Annotated in this window: 11 protein-coding genes, 3 tRNA genes and 1 pseudogene; 8 read left to right on the top strand and 7 right to left on the bottom strand. The window is 73.1% G+C overall.

Annotated features, from left to right (window positions below; genetic code table 11):
* The first annotated feature begins 16 nt into the window (after nt 1-16).
* Nucleotides 17-1924, top strand: coding sequence for a DNA primase (gene dnaG / locus AB0J08_RS08400; RefSeq protein ID WP_360628921.1), 1908 nt, complete (start codon nt 17-19; stop codon nt 1922-1924).
* A gap of 217 nt (nt 1925-2141) precedes the next feature.
* A complete protein-coding gene (locus tag AB0J08_RS08395) occupies nt 2142-3314 on the top strand; it encodes an RNA polymerase sigma factor (protein WP_360628918.1) in 1173 nt (390 codons plus the stop codon).
* Here the strand turns inward: AB0J08_RS08395 and AB0J08_RS08390 are convergent.
* From AB0J08_RS08390 to AB0J08_RS08375, 4 genes are all read right to left on the bottom strand, one after another.
* A complete protein-coding gene (locus tag AB0J08_RS08390; RefSeq protein ID WP_360628915.1) occupies nt 3311-4429 on the bottom strand; it encodes a DUF2690 domain-containing protein in 1119 nt (372 codons plus the stop codon). The genes AB0J08_RS08395 and AB0J08_RS08390 overlap by 4 nt on opposite strands.
* Before the next feature lie 424 nt (nt 4430-4853).
* A complete protein-coding gene (locus AB0J08_RS08385) occupies nt 4854-6257 on the bottom strand; it encodes a glutamate decarboxylase (protein WP_360628912.1) in 1404 nt (467 codons plus the stop codon).
* Nucleotides 6258-6404: 147 nt separating this feature from the next.
* A complete protein-coding gene (locus AB0J08_RS08380; RefSeq protein ID WP_360628909.1) occupies nt 6405-7838 on the bottom strand; it encodes an FGGY family carbohydrate kinase in 1434 nt (477 codons plus the stop codon).
* Nucleotides 7839-7945: 107 nt separating this feature from the next.
* A complete protein-coding gene (locus AB0J08_RS08375; RefSeq protein WP_360628906.1) occupies nt 7946-8239 on the bottom strand; it encodes a hypothetical protein in 294 nt (97 codons plus the stop codon).
* Between the two features lie 245 nt (nt 8240-8484).
* On the opposite strand from AB0J08_RS08375, the gene AB0J08_RS08370 reads away from it, so the two are divergent.
* A tRNA-Asn gene (locus tag AB0J08_RS08370) sits at nt 8485-8557 on the top strand.
* Nucleotides 8558-8618: 61 nt separating this feature from the next.
* Nucleotides 8619-8691: transfer RNA gene (locus tag AB0J08_RS08365), tRNA-Asn, on the top strand.
* Between the two features lie 92 nt (nt 8692-8783).
* Here the strand turns inward: AB0J08_RS08365 and AB0J08_RS08360 are convergent.
* Complete coding sequence (locus tag AB0J08_RS08360; protein WP_360628903.1) at nt 8784-9530, bottom strand: trypsin-like peptidase domain-containing protein; 747 nt, start codon at nt 9528-9530, stop codon at nt 8784-8786.
* Between the two features lie 103 nt (nt 9531-9633).
* The gene (locus tag AB0J08_RS08355) at nt 9634-10488 is read right to left on the bottom strand and encodes a hypothetical protein (protein ID WP_360628900.1); all 855 of its coding nucleotides are present in this window, start codon (nt 10486-10488) and stop codon (nt 9634-9636) included.
* A gap of 190 nt (nt 10489-10678) precedes the next feature.
* On the opposite strand from AB0J08_RS08355, the gene AB0J08_RS08350 reads away from it, so the two are divergent.
* From AB0J08_RS08350 to AB0J08_RS08335, 4 genes and pseudogenes are all read left to right on the top strand, one after another.
* Nucleotides 10679-10752: transfer RNA gene (locus AB0J08_RS08350), tRNA-Ile, on the top strand.
* Between the two features lie 885 nt (nt 10753-11637).
* Nucleotides 11638-11985: a PadR family transcriptional regulator gene (locus tag AB0J08_RS08345; RefSeq protein WP_360628896.1), complete on the top strand. Its 348-nt coding sequence runs from the start codon at nt 11638-11640 to the stop codon at nt 11983-11985.
* A complete protein-coding gene (locus tag AB0J08_RS08340) occupies nt 11982-12959 on the top strand; it encodes a hypothetical protein (RefSeq protein ID WP_360628893.1) in 978 nt (325 codons plus the stop codon). The genes AB0J08_RS08345 and AB0J08_RS08340 overlap by 4 nt, the downstream gene beginning before the upstream one ends.
* A gap of 220 nt (nt 12960-13179) precedes the next feature.
* Nucleotides 13180-13351, top strand: a pseudogene (locus AB0J08_RS08335) (IS630 family transposase); the annotation flags it as partial.
* Between the two features lie 22 nt (nt 13352-13373).
* On the opposite strand, the gene AB0J08_RS08330 reads toward AB0J08_RS08335, so the two are convergent.
* Entirely contained in the window at nt 13374-13751 is a 378-nt protein-coding gene (locus tag AB0J08_RS08330) for a nuclear transport factor 2 family protein (protein ID WP_360628890.1), read from the bottom strand.
* Nucleotides 13752-13809 lie beyond the last annotated feature (58 nt).

The following is a 13809-nucleotide window of genomic DNA, read 5'->3' as shown; positions in this document are numbered from 1 at the left end:
CCAGTAGACTTCCGGGGTGGCCGGGCGGATCAGGGACGAAGACGTACAGGCGGTGCGCAGCGCACTGCCGATCGACGTGGTCGTCGGCGACTACGTACAGCTCACCAACGGTGGCGGGGGCGAGTACAAGGGCGTCTGCCCCTTCCACGACGAGAAGTCCGCCTCCTTCTACGTGAACCCGGCCAAGGGCGTCTTCCACTGCTTCGGCTGCCAGGAGAACGGCGACACCATCGCCTTCCTGATGAAGATCGAGCACTTCACCTTCGCCGAGGCCGTCGAGCGGATGGCCGCCCAGGCCAACATCACGCTCCGCTACGAGGAGGGCGGCTACAGCCCCCGCCACCAGCAGGGCGAGCGCACCCGCCTGGTCGAAGCGCACAAGGTGGCCGCCGCCTGGTTCCGGGAGCAGCTCGGCTCGCCCGAGGCGGAGATCGGGCGGCGCTTCCTCGCCGAGCGCGGCTTCGACGAGGAGGCGGCGGCGACCTTCGGCGTCGGCTACGCCCCGGTCGGCTGGGAGAACCTGGTCCGCTACCTGCGCGGCAAGGGCTTCAGCGACAAGGAGATCCTGCTCGGCGGCCTGGCCTCGCAGGGCCAGCGCGGCGGGCTGATCGACCGCTTCCGCGGGCGGCTGGTCTGGCCGATCCGCGACATCGCGGGGGAGACGGTCGGCTTCGGCGCCCGCCGCCTGCGTGAGGACGACAACGGGCCGAAGTACCTGAACACCCCCGAGACGCCGATCTACAAGAAGTCCCACGTGCTGTACGGCATCGACCTGGCGAAGAAGGAGATCGCCAAGTCGGGCCGGGCCGTGGTGGTCGAGGGCTACACCGACGTCATGGCCTGCCACCTGGCCGGCGTCACGACGGCGGTGGCCACCTGCGGCACCGCGTTCGCCGAGGACCACATCAAGATCATCCGACGGCTGTTGATGGACACCTCCCAGTACCGCGGCGAGACGGTCTTCACCTTCGACGGCGACGCGGCCGGCCAGAAGGCCGCCCTGCGGGCCTTCGAGGACGACCAGAAGTTCGCCGCCAAGACCTCCATCGCGGTCAGCCCCGGCGGGATGGACCCGTGCGAACTCCGGCTGGCCAAGGGCGACGAGGCGGTCCGCGAGCTGATCGACAACCCCGTCCCGCTGTTCGAGTTCGCGCTGCGCTCGGCCGTCGCCCGGCACCGGGTGGAGAACCCGGAGGGCCGCTCGGCGGCGCTGGAGGAGGCCGCACCGATCGTCGCCAAGATCAAGGACCGCTCGATCCAGCACGAGTACGCCGTCCGGCTGGCCGGCATGCTCGGCATCCTGGACGAGCAGTTCGTGGTCCGCCGGATCTCCCAGCTGGCCCGCTGGGACCGCGAGCGCCAGCAGAACCCGCGCGCCAACGGTCAGCAGCGCCGCCCCGAGCAGGCCCAGCCCGTCCGCCCCGCCCAGCCGGCCTTCCGGCTCAACCCGCGGGACCCGGCCCAGTTCGTCGAGCGCGAGCTGCTCAAGCTGGCCCTGCAGCACCCGGACCTGGTCAGCCCGGCCTTCGACCACTACGGCGAGGACGAGTTCCCCACCCCGCCGTACACCGCCGTGCGCCGCGCCATCGGCCAGGCCGGCGGCGCCGCGTACGGGGCCACCGTGGCCGACTTCACCAGCACTGTCCGCGACGTGGCCCCGGACGACCAGGTCCGCTCGCTGGTGACCGAGCTGATCGTCGAGCCGGTGCGCTCGCGCCGCAAGGTGGACGCGATCTACGCCGGGGAGTTCCTGGTCAAGCTGCGGCTGCTGGCGGTCGACCGGCGGGTCGACGAGGTCCGCGGCCACCTCCAGCGGCTCGGCACCCGGGCCTCCGCGGAGGAACTGCACGCGGTGCAGACCGAGCTGTGGCAGCTCCAGCAGTACGGGCAGGGCCTGCGCAGCCGGGGCTCCGCCGCCCTCTGACGGTGGGTCCGGGCCCTGCGGGGTCCGGGTCGCCCGGGACCGATCCGCGCGGGCCGGCCTCCTCGGACCCCTGCCCTTTCCCCGGGTCGGCCGCCGCACGCCCGGCCGGAGAAAGTCCGCGCACGAGTCTCGGCCACGGAACGTGGCGTGCCGCACACTGGAGGGCGTCCCACCTCCGTCCAGCGCGGGTCCGCCAGAGTCGCGCCCGCCCCGAGGGATGCCCGTGGACCAAGGCCTCGCCGCGACCGCCCGCCCGACCACCGATCCGCTCGCCCCCCACGACGACGACCACGGCCGGGCCGGGACACCGCCCGGCGACGGCGCCCGGGTGCCCGTGCAGGGCCTCCCGGAGGGCCACCCCGGTGCGGGCGGTCCCGACGCCGTCCCGGACACCAGGGCCGACCGGGAGGCGGAACCCGGGACCGGGGCCGAACCGGACCCCGACGCCGACCGCGACCCCGGGCCCGCGGGCGTCACCGGCCCGGCGGCGGACCTGTTCCGCCAGTACCTCCGCGAGATCGGCCGGATCCGGCTGCTGAACGCCGCCGAGGAGGTGGAGCTGGCCCGCCGGATCGAGGCCGGTCTGTTCGCCGAGGAGCGGCTGGACCGCGAGCCCCCGCCGCCCGACCCGCTGGCCGGGGAGCTGGACGCCCTGGTGGTGATCGGGCGGGTCGCCAAACGGCGGCTGATCGAGGCCAATCTGCGCCTGGTGGTCTCGGTCGCCAAGCGCTACGTCGGCCGCGGCCTCACCATGCTGGACCTCGTCCAGGAGGGCAATCTCGGCCTGATCCGGGCGGTGGAGAAGTTCGACTACGCCCGTGGCTACAAGTTCTCGACCTACGCGACCTGGTGGATCCGCCAGGCGATGAGCCGGGCCCTGGCCGACCAGGCGCGGACGATCCGGGTGCCGGTGCACGTGGTCGAGCTGATCAACCGGGTGATCCGGGTACAGCGCGCGCTGCTCCAGGAGAGCGGGACCGAACCGGGCCCGGCCGAGATCGCCGTCGCGCTGGAACTGACCGAGGCCCGGGTGCGCGAGCTGCTCCGGCTGGCCCAGGAGCCGATCTCGCTGCACACCCCGGTCGGCGAGGAGGACGACGTGGCGCTCGGCGACCTGATCGAGGACGCGGACGCGGCCTCACCGGCCGAGTCCGCCACCTTCCTGCTGCTGCGCCAGCACCTGGAGGCGGTCCTGGCGACGCTCGGCGACCGCGAGCGTCAGGTGGTCCAGCTCCGCTACGGCCTGGACGACGGCCGCCCGCGCACCCTGGAGGAGATCGGCGCGCTGTTCGGCGTGACCAGGGAGCGGATCCGCCAGATCGAGTCCAAGACCCTGGTCAAGCTCCGGGACCACGCCTTCGCCGCGCAGCTCCGCGGCTACCTCGACTAGGAGGCGGCGGGCGTGGGCGTGGCGGGCGTCGGCGTGGCGGGCGTGGGTGCGGCGGCGGGCGTGGCAGGGGTGGCCGGCGGCGAGGCCGGACCGATCGGGATCGGGGTCGAGGCGACGACGTGGGCCAGGCCGGAGACGCCCGCCGTGCAGTCGTTCCCGTCCGGCTGGTGGCCGCAGACCTGGAAGACGGCGCTCGGGTCCGCCGCGTTCACCATCGCCGAGTAGTTGTCGTACCCCCAGTGGATCAGCGCCGTCTCCGTCTCGCCGTTGCTGCTGGTGATGGTCGCGTAGTCGTTCGGCGCGCCCTCGGTGATGGCCGCCCAGGCCGCCTGGCAGCGCTGGCTGTAGCGGAGGTAGATCACCACCTTGCCGATGTTGCCGGTCAGCAGGGTCCGGGCGTCGGCGCCGCAGCCGGTCGCCTTGGGGTCCTTGTGGGAGCAGCCCATCGCCTGGCAGGAGGGCGTGGCCGGGGCGGTCCGGGAGGTCGAGGTGGCCGTGCCGGACACGGCGGGCTGCTCCAGGGCGGTCGGCTCGGTCCCGTCGTCGCGGCTGTAGCGGACCCCGGCCAGCACCACCAGCACGGCTGCCGCGGCCACGCAGCAGACCAGCGCCACCGGCCGCCGCCACCAGCGGACCGCCGCCGTACGGTCCGGACCGTCCCCGGCCGGCGCCGCGTGGTCGTCGGCCTCCGCGCCCGCCCCCTCCGGGGCCGCCGGCTCGACGTCCGCCGCGTCCGGCTCGACGTCCGCCGCCGCGTCCGAGCCCGAGCCCGAGGCCGGGCCCGCCGTGTCCGTGTCCGTGTCCGCCGCGTCCGGTCCTGCCGCGTCCTGGACGGCGCCCGCCGAGTCCTCGGCACCCGCCACGGTCCGCTCCCAGAGCGCCCGCAGTGCGGGGCCGTCGCATTCGACCGCCTTGGTGAGGGCGTCGAGCGCCTGCTCGGTGATGATCCGCTTGCCGTTCAGCCAGCGTTCCCAGGAGGCCCGGCTGTAGTGGGTCCGGGAGGCGAGGTCGGACAACGAGAGGCCGGTCGCGTCCTTGACGGCACGGAGCTCCTCCGTCAGGAGCTTGGCGGGCACGGAGAGGTCGTCCGGCAGTTGCTTCCAGGCGGAGCCCATACGGTCAATCCCAACATCGGAGCGGCGGTGGGGAGCGGGAGGGGCCCGAGCGGGTTCCGGCCCGGGCCGTGGGCGGCGCTTCCGCGTCTCCAACCTCATCGGCCTGTCGTCCCAAACACCAGGTCCTGGCGCTGAGACGGACGGAAGTGTCTCACAACCCCGGGTGACGCTCGAACATACGCCTGTCCGTCGTGCAGAGTTCTCACACCGGTGCGTTTCGCGGTCCGGACGCTTCGTCCGGACACCGTCCTGACGGCCGGTCCTGACGTCCCGGCCCCCACCGGTCGGGACAGCCTCGCGGGGGGAGGCTGCCCCGGCCGCAGGGACGCGCGGCGAGGGGAGGGCGCTTCGATGCGCCCTCCCCTCGCTGTTTTCACGGGCCGGTCCCGTCTCCCGCCGTCGCCCGTCTCCCGCCGAACCGGTGTCAGTGGTGGAAGGCCGTCCTGGCCGGCACCCCGTACTCCTTGAGCGGCCGGGGCTGGCTCCGCAGCTCCGGGAGCAGCCGGGTGAGGTCGGACAGCAGCAGGTCGGCCAGGTCCCGGGAGAAGCCGTTGCGGCAGACCACCCGCAGCACCGAGAGGTCCTCCCGCTCGGCGGGGAAGGTGTACGCCGGCACCTGCCAGCCGCGCTCGCGCAGTCTCCGCGAGACGTCGAACACGTCGAAGGTCACGTCGTCGGTGGTGGTGAAGGCGAAGACCGGCAGCTCGTCGCCCCGGGTCAGCAGCCGGAAGCAGCCGAGCGCCTCGATCTGCCCGGCCAGATAGACCGCGACCTCACGGCAGGCCCCCTGGACGGCCCGGAAGCCGCTGCGGCCCAGCCGCAGGAAGGTGTAGTACTGCGCGATCACCTCCGCGCCGGGGCGGGAGAAGTTCAGGGCGAAGGTCGGCATCTCCCCGCCGAGGTAGTTGACCCGGAACACCAGTTCCTCGGGCAGCGCCGCACGCTCCCGCCAGAGCGCCCAGCCGACGCCCGGGTAGACCAGGCCGAACTTGTGGCCGGAGGTGTTGATCGAGGCGACCCGTGGCAGACGGAAGTCCCAGATCAGCTCGGGGTCGAGGAAGGGCGCCACCATGGCGCCGGAGGCCCCGTCCACATGGACCGGGACGTCCAGGCCGGTGCGCTGCTGCAACGCGTCCAGGGCGGCGCAGACCTCCGCCACCGGTTCGTAGGAGCCGTCGAAGGTCGAGCCGAGCACGGCCACCACGCCGATGGTGTCCTCGTCGCAGAGTGCCACCGCCTCCTCGGCGCCGAGGTGGTAGCGCTCGCCCGCCATCGGCACGGTGCGCGCCTCGACCTCCCAGAAGGTGCAGAACTTGTCCCAGCAGACCTGCACGTTGACGCCCATCACCAGGTTGGGGCGGGCGCCGGCCGCGTACCGGTCGGCGTTGCGCTGCATCCAACGGCGCTTGAGGGCGAGCCCGGCCAGCATGCAGGCCTCGCTGGAGCCGGTGGTGGAGCAGCCGACGGTGTCGTCCGGGGCGGGGGCGTGCCAGAGGTCGGCGAGGATCGCCACGCAGCGCCGCTCCAGTTCGGCGGTCTGCGGGTACTCGTCCTTGTCGATCATGTTCTTGTCGAGGCACTCGGTCATCAGCCGGGTGGCCTGGATCTCCATCGACGTGGTGACGAAGGTCGCCAGGTTGAGCTTGGCGTTCCCGTCCAGCATCAGCTCGTCGTGGATCAGCTGGTAGGCCGTGTCCGCCGCCACCGGGTTGTCGGCGAGCCGGTGCACCGGTGGGGCCAGCTCCATCGCACTCAGCGGGTCGGCGGCGCCGACGAACGGATTGATGGCCAGCCGGCGGTCGTCGCCGGTCCCCTTGTGCAGCGCCATGAGGTCCTGTCGCCCTTCGTTCCGGTGACCGCGTCGCCTCTCACGCTGCCACCGGCCACCGGAGGGCGCATCTTCGCCGCGGCCACTCCGGCGTCTCCTGACGGCCTCACATGACGGCGCCCCGGCCGCCGCGCCCGATCAGGCTGATCAGGCGGCCGTCTCCGGGTGGATCTGCCCGCGGGCGGCCCGGTACTGCTGACGCACCGCCGAGCCGACCGGCAGGTCGTGCTCGGCGTCCGGCGTGACGGTGACGGCCTCCGGCAGCTCCCAGCGCGGCGGTTCGGGGGTGCCGGCCAGGGCCCAGGCAGCCTGCCGGGCCGCGCCGCGCGCGGCATGGGCGCCCGGCGGCGGGACCACGACCGGGATGCCGAACAGCAGCGGGGCGATCTGCCGTACGGCCGGCAGCCGCCCGGCGGGGCCCAGCAGGAAGACGCGCCTCACCTCGACGCCCTGGGCGCGCAGCACGTCGAGCGCGTCCGCGAGGTTGCAGAGCATGCCCTCGACGGCGGCCCGGGCCAGGTGCTCGGGGGCCATCGACTCGGCCCGGAGCCCGGTCAGGGTGCCGGCCGCGTGGGGCAGCGCGGGTGTCCGTTCGCCGTCCAGGTAGGGCAGCAGCACCAGGCCGTGGGCGCCGGGGGAGGAGCGCAGCGCGAGGTCGCTCAGGCCGTCCAGGTCGCATCCGAGCAGCGCCGCGGTGGAGCGGAGCACCTGGGCGGCGTTCAGGGTGGCCACCATCGGCAGGTGGCGGCCGGTGGCGTCGGCGAAGGAGGAGACCAGCCCGGTGGCGTCCACCACGGCCTGCTCGTGCACGGCGAAGATCGTTCCGGAGCTGCCCAGTGAGACCGCGGCGTCGCCGGGCCGCAGGCCCAGCCCGAGCGCGGCGGCCATGTTGTCGCCGGTGCCGGCCGAGATCAGCAGGCCCTCGGGGGTGTGCCCGGCGGGTTCGGCGGGGCCGAGGACGTCGGGCAGTCGCAGTTCGTGGCCGAGCGCGAGCTCCACCAGATCCTGCCGGTACTCGCCGGTGATCGGCGACCAGTAGCCGGTACCGGAGGCGTCGCCCCGGTCGGTGGTGCGCCGCTTGGGGTGGCCGAGCAGCTGCCAGACCAGCCAGTCGTGCGGCAGCAGCACCTCGGCCACCCGGCGGGCGTTGGCCGGTTCGAACTCGGCCAGCCAGCGCAGCTTGGCGATGGTGTGCATGGGGCCGGGGACGGCGCCGATCGCGGCCGTCCAGGCCGCCGGCCCGCCGAGCGCGTCCAGCAGCGCGGCGGCGGCGCCGCTGGAGCGCGGGTCGTTCCAGAGGATCGCGGGCCGCACCAGCACGCCGCCGGCGTCCAGGCCGATCATGCCGTGCTGCTGTGCGCTGACCCCGATCGCCCGGACGCCCTCCAGCAGACCACCGGCGGCGGCGTCGCCCAGCGAGTGCAGCCAGACCTGCGGGTCGGCCTCGCCGGCCCGCTGGTCCGGCGTTTCCGGCACGGGGTGCGGCGCCTTGCCGGACCGCAGCACCGCGCCGGTCTCGCTGTCGCACGCGACGATCCGGGTGCGACCGGTCGAGCTGTCTATCCCCGCGACGATGGCCATGTCGAGATCATGCCTCAGCACGCGTCCGGACGCGGCAAGGCCCGGTAAGTGTTTCTCGTTCGGCACTGCCCCGGAGCCACCTCGGCCAACCCTCCGTCACCGCCCGGTCACGGGCGGAAGGTGCCCCAGCTGTCGTCTTCGACCCGGGTGCGGTTGAAGTACGAGACCCGGTCGGTGACGGAGTTCGGCAGTTTGTCGCCGACCTTGTCGGCGACGGCACCGGCCGCCTTCCCGGCCACCGCGCCGGCCTGCTGCTTGGCCTTGCCGGCGGCGCCCTGCACCTTGGGGTTCTGGGCGACCTGCCGGGTGACCTTGGCGATCTGTTCGTACCGCTGGCGACCGGCTCGCGAGCCCAGGACGTAGCCCGCCGCGAGTCCGACGATCAACGACAACTTCCACATGATCGGATTCCACCCTCTCCTGGCGGCCATTGCCGCAATGCCCTACCCGTCCATCGGGGCGGCGAACCGTCCCGCCTCCCAGCATCCCCGGGTGCCGTACCGGGCGCGCGCGGGGCACGCCGGGAGGGTGCGCCGGGGGCGGCCGGGGAAAGCGATTGGCGGACCACCCCCCCGAGTGCGCTAATGTATGTCCCGCAGCGAGCGCCGAGGAGCCCGGGGAACCGGGGGCCGAAGCGGAAGCTCGATCCCCCATAGCTCAATTGGCAGAGCAGCCGACTGTTAATCGGCAGGTTATTGGTTCGAGTCCAATTGGGGGAGCTCAGGTGGTGGGCCTTCGGGTCGGCCGTCCTGGCCGTGGTGCGACCGTGGTCCACCGCGATCCCGCATAGCTCAATTGGCAGAGCAGCCGGCTGTTAACCGGCAGGTTTTTGGTTCGAGTCCAAATGCGGGAGCTGCACCGGGTCCGCCCGGTGACTGCTCAGAGCGAAGGCCCCCCGGTCGACCGGGGGGCCTTCGTGTTGCTCCCGCCGGTCCGCTCCCCGGATCAGGCGGTGGCCTGCCGGTACAGCTCGGCGACCCGGTCGTCGAAGGTGATGCTGTACGAGGTGCCGGGCGTCTCGCCGCCCTCCTGGTAGCCGCCGATCACACCGACCACGGTGCCGGCCGCGGTGACCCAGGGGCTTCCGCTGGTGCCGTCGGTGTAGCCGTCGCAGTCGAAGCGCTCCTGGGTCGGGCTCTGTGAGCGGGTATGCGCCGAACAGGTGATCGGTTCATCGCGTTCATTGGGATAGCCGGTCACCGAGACGGCGAGGCCGAAGCCCTGGCCGGTGCCGAGCGGATTGCCGCCGACCGCGTCCTCGACCTCCCGGCCGCCGGCCGGCCGCAGCGTGACGAACGCCACGTCGTACTCGGGGTCGTCGCCGGATGCCCAGCGCGGATCCACGGTGATCGACCGGACCGGCCAACTCCCGTACGGTGAGTAGCCGTTGCGGTAGCCGGGGGTGAAGACCAGGCCGTCCAGCAGTCCGATCCGGCGGCTCTGCACGCAGTGCGCGGCGGTCACCAGCAGATTGCGCCCCGGGCTGTGCACCACGCTCGCCGTGCAGGCCCGCGGGCCCTGGGGGGTGCGGACCGAGAGGGTGCCGATCCGATCGCCCACCGGGCTCTGCGGCGCGACCTCGGCGGTCGGCGCCTGCTCGCTCCCACCGCAGGCGGTGCCGGTGGCGAGCAGCAGGGCGGCCAGCGCGGCCGCCTGGGCCGCACGCGCGGGCCGTACCGGGCGGGAGGGCATCGGGGCTCCGTCTCGTCCTCGGGGCGGGCGCTGCGGGTCGTGCGGTCCGCCGTTCGAGAGGAAGATCTACCAGGCCGGGCCCGGCGACGCCAGCCCGGCCCGGTCAGCCCGTGGCCCGGTCGTAGAGGGCCTGCACGCGGTCGCCGAAATAGCTGCTGTACGAGGTGTCGGGGGAGTCGCCGCCCTCCTGGTAGCCGCCGATCACGCCGACCACGGTGCCGGTCCGGGTGTCCGGGTCGAAGTCGGTCACCCAGGGGCTGCCGCTGGTGCCGCCGGTCCAGTCGGGGCAGTCGATCCGCAGTTGGGTGGGACTCTGCTCGGAGGTGGTGTTGCCACAGGTGATCGGGACGTCGGCGGCGCCGGGGTAGCCGGTGACCTTCACCGGCAGCCGGTAGCCGCGGTCGACACCCAGCCGGTTGGCGCCGAGCACCTGCTGCACCTGTCGGCCGCCCTGCGGCTGGACCACCGCGAAGGCGACGTCCACGTCCGGATCGGCGTCGTCCTTCCAGGCCTGGTCGACGCTGACGGCCAGCAGCGGCCAGACTCCGCTCGGGGTCTCGCCGTCCCGGTAGCCGGGGACGAAGACCAGGTCGCTGCGTTGACCGAGTCCCGGGTCCCAGACGCAGTGCGCCGCGGTGACTATCAGATTGAGCCCGGCGCTGTCCACCACGCTGGCGGTGCAGAAGTGGTCGCCGTCCGCGTTGCGCGTGAAGACGGCGCCGACCAGGCCGTTCTGCACGGTGGCCTTGGCGGTGCGGGTGACGCCGGGGCGCTTGGCGAGCGCGCCGCGCAGCCGCTGCGCGGTCCAGCCGTGGGTGTCGGCGGGCGCCGAGGCCGACTGGGAGCTCACCGTCGGGGTGGCGCCACCGGGGCCCGCCGCGGTGGTGCAGCCCCCCGCCGCCAGCACCGCCAGCACCGCCAGCACGGCGCCGGCCACCGCCGCCTCACGTACCGTCATCCGCCCAGGCTCCCGGGGCCGCCGCGGGCCCGCCAGCGGAGCTGCTCCGGCCGGGGAGGCGTGTATCCGTGCGCACCCATGTGCGCCCCCGGCGCGCACCACGGGTGATCGACCGGCTATGCTGCCCGGGACGGCCTTCCGGGGCCGTCTGCTGCTGCCGCGACCGGGTCACCGGCACGCGCGGCGAACCGGGGCGGTAGCTCAGCCGGTTAGAGCAGGGGACTCATAATCCCTTGGTCGTGGGTTCGAGTCCCACCCGCCCCACCGTCAGACCGGACGTACCGTCAGACAAAAAGGTCCTCTGACCTGGCGGAACGCCCGGTCGCTTGTGTCTCAGGGGTAGGTTAGCGCCCTCGGCGGCGCGTTCGAGGCAGCGCCACGGGGCCCGTCCGTGGAATTTCCGTGGAAGTCGCGCAGGACTCGGCTTCCTGAGCGGCCCCCGTAGCAGAGGTGCCCACGGCTGAGCGGGGGCGTTCGGTGGCGCCTGCTGCCCCCTCAGCCGAGGATCCGGAGGTACGCATATTCGGAGCCGTCATGAGGTTCACTCCTTCGGGAATCGCTCCTGGCTGACTGCTGCGAGGCACATCCGGGGCGGGTAAGGACTCCGCGCCCGGCTCGGGCGACGCGAGACGCGCTGGGCCACGCCGACGGGGCGACGAGCTGGAAGCTTCCCGATCTCGAAGTCACGGCGCTGTGACGCTGTTGTGTGCCGGCTGGGGCCGTGAGGTCCTGCGGCGTGTCCTTGGGCTGTCGGCTACTGCAGCTGGAACAGAAGCTCGCGGCCGCTCACGGAGAGATCCTCCGATTGTGGCGGTGGCCGCCGCGTCCGCCTGGTCCTGGAGCCTGCGGCGTTCCGTGCCGCTCCTTCGGAGTTTCTGTGGGAGGCCGGCGGGCTCGTGTTCGCGCTGTCGTCCGAAGGGGGATGCGAGGCCAGCCTTCGAGCGTCGCCCTCGCCCAGACGACCGGCCCTGCTGTGATCTGGCGGCGGGTCAGCGTGCACCGGTGCCATGAGGCACATCGACGTATATGGAGGACCGTCCACCTCCGGAAGGCGCTGCCCGGGGCCCGGGCGGCCAGCAGGTGACGTCACTCCATCCCACCCACCGTCCGACCATCGACATATAGCGATGATCGCTCTAAGCTCCATGCATGACCGACCGTCAATTACAGGAGCCGACCAGGCTCGTGCTCACCGCACTGGCCGACACCCCCCGGCACGGCTACGCCATCATCCAAGAGGTGCTCGCCATCTCGGACGGCCATAGCCGCCTGAGCACCGGCACGCTCTACACCGCGCTCGACCGGCTGCTCCAGCAGGGCCTGGTGCGGATCGAGAGCGAAGAGGTGGTCAGCGGACGACTGCGCCGCACGTTCGCCCTCACCGACCAGGGACAGGACGCGCTGGCGCAGGAGGCCAAACGCCTGCGGGCCGCCGCCACCGAGGCCGAACGCCGGCTGGGCGCCTTCCGTCCGCGATCCCAGGGGGCGACCTCATGAACGACGTCACGACCGGCCACGACGCCCCCCGGGCGGCCCGCCTGCTGATCGGCCTCTACCCCGCCCGGTACCGCTCCTCACACGGCGACGACATCCACGCCACCTTCGCCGAGGCCACCGAGGGTCGGACACGCAGTGCGGTGCTCCGGGAGTACCGCGACCTCGCCACCCACGCCCTGCGGCTGCGGTTGCGGATCGGCCCCACGGACCCGGCCGGCCGCGTGCTGGCCGGAGCGGCACCGGTCGCACTCGCGCTCGCGGCCGGCTGCGCCCTGTACCTCCTGCTGCCCGGGCTGCGCGAGCTGGTCCACCGGATCCGGTACCCCTACCCCAACCTCGGCCTCGGCCACGCGGTGCTGGCCGCGGTCCTCCAGCTGGCCCGCACCGCGCCGTGGCTGCTCGCCCTCGGGATCGCCGTGACCGGCCGTTGGCGGGCCGCCCGGATCGCGGGCGTGGCAGCCGCCCTCCTCAGTGCCGGCGTGCAGGCCCTAAGCGGGCTGTACCCGTACTCGGCGGGTCAGCTGGCGGGCATGGCACTGGTCGGCGCACTGGTGCTGCTCGCACCGGCTGGACTCGTGGACGTCACCCGGCGGGGCCGTTGGGAGATGGCCGGACTCGCGCTCGCCGTCGCGCTCCCCGTGATCGCGGCCGACCGGTACACGGCGCAGTACCTGCCGCTGCCCATGCTGGGCCTGCTGCCGATCTGGCTCGGCACCGTGACGGCACCGGCCCTGCTGGGCCGACTGGCCGGCCGGCGGAGGGACCCGCTCCGGGCCGTGGGCGTCGGGCTCGGGACACTGCCCTGGCTGATGCCCATGACGGCCGTGGCCGCCTTCGACCCGCCGGCACGTCTGCGCCCGCTGCTCGAATACGCCGGAGCCTGTGTGGCCCCACTCGGGGTGGCCCTGGCGGTGGCCGGAGCGGTCCAGTTCGCCCGGTGGGTCCGGGCGACCGACCGGTCCGACCTGGCCTGACCTCGGCCCGGTGCGCGCGCTCCCTCGGGCCGGCGCACTCCGGGGCCCGCGCGGCCCGGCGGCGGGTTCACCGCCCCCGGCTCAGGTCCGCGAGGCGCCGGGCTGCTGAGCCGCTGACCGGAGTCGGGCGATCTCGGAAGGGCGGGGGCCGGGCGGCGAGGTCGGCCCAGGGGTGGGCGCTACACCGAGGCGTCCGTGCCTTGGGCCTTCCGCTGCCGGGCCCACCGCAGGCTCCTGCTGGGCGAAGCAGGGCAAGCCAAACCGGCTGCCGCGACCTACCGCCGCACCCACGGCGTCACCTACTTCCACGGCTGCTACTCCGTGGGCAACAACCGCCTGTGGGCGTCAACCGCCGCCGCAAGGGCACCGCCAACACCCTGGCCGCGCTCAAGGACTGAGCGACAGAAGGATGACTCAGGAGGCGGACGGCTCGATCTCCCCCGCGAAGACGATGAACTGGTCGATGAGGTTCCGTCGCAGATGGACGACGTCCGTTCCCGCCAGGCGGGGGCCTCCATCAGGTGTGGTGAAGACCCACCGGTACCGGGCCCATTCGTCAGGCATGTCCACCGCTGAGCAGCGCACCATCGTGCCGGGCCCCGCAGGGTGACGCCGGATGTCCAGCACGAACCGCTCGACCGCCGCGATTCCTTCGCTGCGACCCAACGGTCCCCAGAAGACCACGTCTGAGGTCAGGGCCTGGGAGAGCAGGGCAGTCACATAGCTGTCGTCCGAGGCGTTGAACGCGGAGATGAACGTGTCGATCGCGGAGCGTGCGGTCTCTTCCTGCATGCCCCCAGTAATACCAGCCGTTTCGCGGGCGCTCGTCCCACGAGCCGCCTTCCGATCA

It is taken from the genome of Kitasatospora sp. NPDC050463, assembly GCF_040655255.1.
GTDB lineage: Bacteria > Actinomycetota > Actinomycetes > Streptomycetales > Streptomycetaceae > Kitasatospora.
Note: the sequence above shows the minus strand (reverse complement) of the source record. Positions and strands in the feature narration are given on the sequence as shown.